The organism is Acinetobacter uliginosus, assembly GCF_044130295.1.
Lineage (GTDB): Bacteria > Pseudomonadota > Gammaproteobacteria > Pseudomonadales > Moraxellaceae > Acinetobacter.
Map to the genome: position 1 here is coordinate 1 of NZ_JBIQOC010000145.1, position 4,763 is coordinate 4,763.

At 39.8% G+C, this 4,763-nt stretch carries 3 protein-coding genes; 1 reads left to right on the forward strand and 2 read right to left on the reverse strand.

Features of this window, described 5'->3' with window-relative positions:
* Nucleotides 1-234: 234 nt before the first annotated feature.
* Complete coding sequence (locus ACE01T_RS17105) at nt 235-1,431, reverse strand: PilT/PilU family type 4a pilus ATPase (RefSeq protein ID WP_180042583.1); 1,197 nt, start codon at nt 1,429-1,431, stop codon at nt 235-237.
* A 332-nt stretch (nt 1,432-1,763) separates the two neighbouring features.
* Nucleotides 1,764-2,825 (reverse strand): 3-deoxy-7-phosphoheptulonate synthase, encoded by a 1,062-nt coding sequence (locus ACE01T_RS17110; protein WP_180042584.1) that lies wholly within the window; start codon nt 2,823-2,825, stop codon nt 1,764-1,766.
* 621 nt (nt 2,826-3,446) lie between these two features.
* On the opposite strand from ACE01T_RS17110, the gene ACE01T_RS17115 reads away from it, so the two are divergent.
* Nucleotides 3,447-4,652 carry an amino acid aminotransferase gene (locus ACE01T_RS17115; protein ID WP_180042585.1) on the forward strand — a complete coding sequence of 402 codons (1,206 nt, stop codon included), beginning with the start codon at nt 3,447-3,449 and terminating at the stop codon, nt 4,650-4,652.
* Nucleotides 4,653-4,763: the final 111 nt, after the last annotated feature.

Here is a 4,763-nt window from a genome sequence, read left to right on the forward strand (position 1 = left end):
AAAGGCTGCCGACGCATAAAGTGACCCAGATTGAAGAATTACTGCCACACCGCTGGAAATCCGACCAAAATTAAAAAATAGGCATGGGATTCAGCGGACGCTTACTGTATGGCTGATTTTTTTTATCGTCAGAAAAATGCAGTACTCTTTAAAAAAATAATCTTTGAAAAAGCAAATTGAAAAAGAAAGCTCAAATTTTTTAATAAAAAAGTATCTGACTTAAGACATTTATGATTAAGGTGTTTCCGGGCCTGTCTTAGCTTGATTCTCTTCCGGATCTTTATCTTGCAGCATACTGAATGATGCAGCTGAACCTGGAACCGTTTGATCCTGTCGGTTACTTTTCAATTTAATCTGCAAGCGCAATTCATTCATGGAGTCGGCATTACGCAATGCTTCTTCATAACTGATCGCACCCTCATTATATAAATCATATAAAGCCTGATCGAAAGTTTGCATGCCCAATTCACGGGATTTTTTCATGATTTCTTTGAGTTCATGAAACTGGCCTTTCAGGATATTATCTCCAATTAAAGGTGTATTCAGCAAAATTTCAATAGCTGCACGACGTCCACGTCCATCTTCAGTACGCACCAAACGCTGTGAAATAATCGCCTTCATATTGGAAGATAAATCCATCAACAATTGATTGCGACGTTCTTCCGGGAAAAAGTTGATAATTCGATCCAGCGCCTGATTGGCATTATTGGCATGTAAAGTACCTAAACATAAATGTCCGGTTTCGGCAAAGGCAATGGCATGTTCCATGGTTTCGGTATCACGGATTTCACCAATTAAAATAACATCCGGTGCCTGACGCAAGGTGTTCTTCAAGGCATTGTGCCATGAATGACTATCCACGCCGACTTCGCGGTGGGTAATCATCGATTTCTTATGCTTATGCACATATTCCACCGGATCTTCCACGGTAATAATGTGCCCGGCAGAATTTTCATTACGATGATCAATCATGGCGGCTAAAGAAGTCGATTTACCCGAGCCGGTAGCACCGACCACAAGTATCAGACCGCGTTTTGCCATCATCACATGCTTTAAGGACTCGGGAAGCTTTAACTGGTCAAAATTTGGAATTTCTGCGGTAATGGTTCGTATTACCATCCCTACATGTAATTGCTGCTGGAATACATTGACACGAAAGCGCGAAACATTGGGAACACTAATGGCAAAATTACATTCCAGCTCGGTTTCAAACTCATGCCTCTGTTTTTCATTCATTAAACTATAGGCAAATAACTTGGTCTTGTCGGCAGTCAATGCCTGCTGGCCAAGCGGTTTCATTAAGCCCTGATGTTTAATACTCGGTGGAAAATCTGCTGAAATAAATAAATCTGAGCCGCCATATTCCACCACCTTAGTCAGCATATGGAACATCATTTTACGTGCTTCTTCCAGTAATTCCGTACTATACATATATTCCCCGATGAGAATTGTTTCTATGATCCACGCATACTGAAATTGGTTTAATTTATTTAAATGCTTATCTCAGTCGTGAAGAAACAATTCATGTTTTATTGATTACTATTTTTCCCTATTGTGCATAAACATAGTAAAGTACTCAACTTTGTTATTTTTAACTGGTTAAAAGTATGAATAGAAATTGCATACACCATCAATAAACGCGTGGTTTAAAATTAACCAGATAACAAAAATAGATCTATACAAGAAAAAAGCCCCTAAATTCAGGGGCTTTATCACAACATTATTTATAGATTATTGATCATCGATAAACTTTTTATAGAAAATCAGGCGCTACGTTTTAACTGTGAAACACGTAGTGAATCTGCTACCTCCAGCAAAAGTTGCAGGGTTTTGTCCCAACCCAGACAGCCATCTGTTACAGACTGACCATAAGTCATCTCACAAGAAATCTTTTGCTGACCATCGACAAGATGACTTTCCAGCATTACGCCTCGAACATGATTTTGCTTGCGTTCTGCCACAATGGTACGCAGTACTTCGGGCTGTAAAAGCGGATCTTTGTGGCTATTGCCATGACTGCAGTCAATCACCAAAGCCGGTAATTCACCTTTGCATTTTTCTTTGATCTTTTCAATTTCCGCCAGCTGGTAATTGGGACCTGAATTTGCACCGCGTAAAATTAAATGTGCTTTTGGATTGCCCTGCGACTCTAAAATACACGGTAAACCGGATTGGCCCAGACCCAGGAATTGATGTGGATGTGATGCAGATTGAATAGCATCCAGTGCAATTTGAATGGAGCCATCGGTGCCATTTTTGAAACCGATGCTGTATGGCATATGACTGGAAATTTCACGATGAATCTGAGATTCACTGGTCCGTGCACCAATAGCACCCCATGCCAGTAAATCATCGAAATACGCAGTCGCCATTGGGCTTAATATTTCCGAAGCAATCGGCAAACCTATTTCAATAATTTGTAGATACAACTCACGTGATTTTTCTAGTCCCAATTGCATATTGGATGAGCCGTCTAAATTTGGGTCATAGAGGAAGCCTTTCCAGCCTATGGTGGTACGCGGTTTTTCAATATAGGCACGCATCACCAGGAAAATCTGATCTGACACCTGGCTTTGTAATTGTTGTAATTTATGCGCATATTCAAGTACAGCCACGGGATCGTGAATCGAACATGGGCCTGTCACCACCATCAAACGATGGTCCTTGCCTGCCAATATATTTTCAATGGTTTGACGCTGCGCAGCAATTTGTTGCGCCAATTTATTCGATAATGGCAATTGTGCCTTCAATTGGTGAGGCAAAGTTAAAATGGTTTCTTTTGCAGTTGTTTGAGTTTGTTGTAAAGCAGTATTTAAAGCATTCATTGGTCTTTCCTGGGGACTATTCAGTCCAATCTTTTATTTGAGCGTTATGGGTCTAATGGATTGCGTGTGAAGAGTCATCAATTGACTAAAGTAAAACCAATAAAAATTGCTAAAGTATGAATAATTTAATGTTTGCATGTCTAAACTCCCAAAATATAAAAAATAAGATATAAAAAAACCTGATCAGGGTTGCCCGATCAGGTTATAAACTTGGTGGGCAACCTTTTCTTGCCCGAACGCATTCAGGCAATTATCTAAATTGCCAAAAGTAATAAGTCGCGTTTGAGAGTACAGGTTGCTTTAACATCTTTATTTCTTCAAAAAAGTATGTATCTTGAAATTAAAATACGCTGTATTGCCATATTTGACAATAGTTTTATTTAAAATAAAACTACATCAATCATTAAACTTTTACTTATACATTGTTTACAAATAAAACTTGGCTTCTAACTTAAAATCTAATCCTTTTCTATTGTTAACGTGCTTTAGATAATTTTTTAATATTTCAACTGCTGAGCAGTTTCTATCAAAATAAAAGACCATCCATTGGCATTAAAAGATAAAATGTATTCTATACCGAAGGCTTGATTTGTTTTACTCCATATAACGAAGGATGTATTCATGTTCCAACATGTTGATGCGTATGCAGGTGATCCGATTCTTTCTTTAATGGAAGAATTTGCTAAAGATGAACGGACAGAAAAAGTGAATTTAAGTATTGGGCTTTATTACAATGAAGACAATATTGTGCCTCAACTTGAAGCGGTCAAAGCAGCGTATAAGAATATTGAAACAAGCAATGAACAGGTTAAGCTGTATTTACCGATGGATGGCTTAAAACCTTATAATCAGGCTACTCAAGCGCTGGTATTGGGAGAAAATAGTCCGGCGCGCCGTGATGGACGCGCGGTGACCATCCAGACCTTAGGCGGTTCTGGCGCGCTTAAAGTTGGTGCGGATTTTCTGAAAAAATATTTTCCTGAATCTGATGTTTGGGTTAGCCAACCGACTTGGGAAAATCATATTGCCATTTTTAATGGTGCTGGTATTCACTCGCACTTCTACCCTTATTTTGATGCAGCAACCAATGGCGTCAATGTGCCAGCGATGCTAGAAAAGTTGAGCCAGCTACCGGCAAAAAGTATTGTGTTATTACATCCATGTTGCCATAACCCGACGGGTGCAGACTTGACACCTGCTGAATGGGATCAGGTGATTGCTGTACTAAAACAACAGGATCTGATTCCCTTCTTGGATATTGCCTATCAAGGTTTTGGTCAAGGACTAGAAGAAGATGCCTATGCGATTCGCGCACTCGATCAGGCTGGAATGAACTTTATTGTCAGCAATTCATTCTCTAAAATTTTCTCGCTGTATGGTGAACGTGTAGGCGGTCTGACATTTGTTTGTGATGATCAAGCCACTGCACAAAAAGTGTTAGGACAATTAAAGGCAACAGTACGCCGTATTTACTCAAGCCCACCTACGACCGGTGCATTGTTGGTGGATAATGTGCTGAATGATGCTGATCTGACTGCACAGTGGCAAGCTGAACTGCAAGAAATGCGAGAACGTATTATTCAAATGCGTCACATTTTAAAAGATAAACTGAGCCTGGCCTTACCGGAACGAGATTTTAGCTATCTGGTCAAACAGCAAGGCATGTTTAGCTATACCGGGCTGAGTGCTGAACAGGTCGATATTCTCAAAGATCAATACGGCATTTATCTGGTGCGTAGTGGCCGTATGTGTGTTGCGGGTCTGAATTTAAGCAATATTGATTATGTGGCGGAATCGATTGCTGAAGTCATTAAAGCCACTGCTTAATTTGGACGTAAGCGTCCGCTGAACACACCTTATGAATTCATCCTATAAGCCTTAATTTAGTCCCCACTTAAAAACAAGTGGGGACTAAAATTTATGACTACAAATCACCAG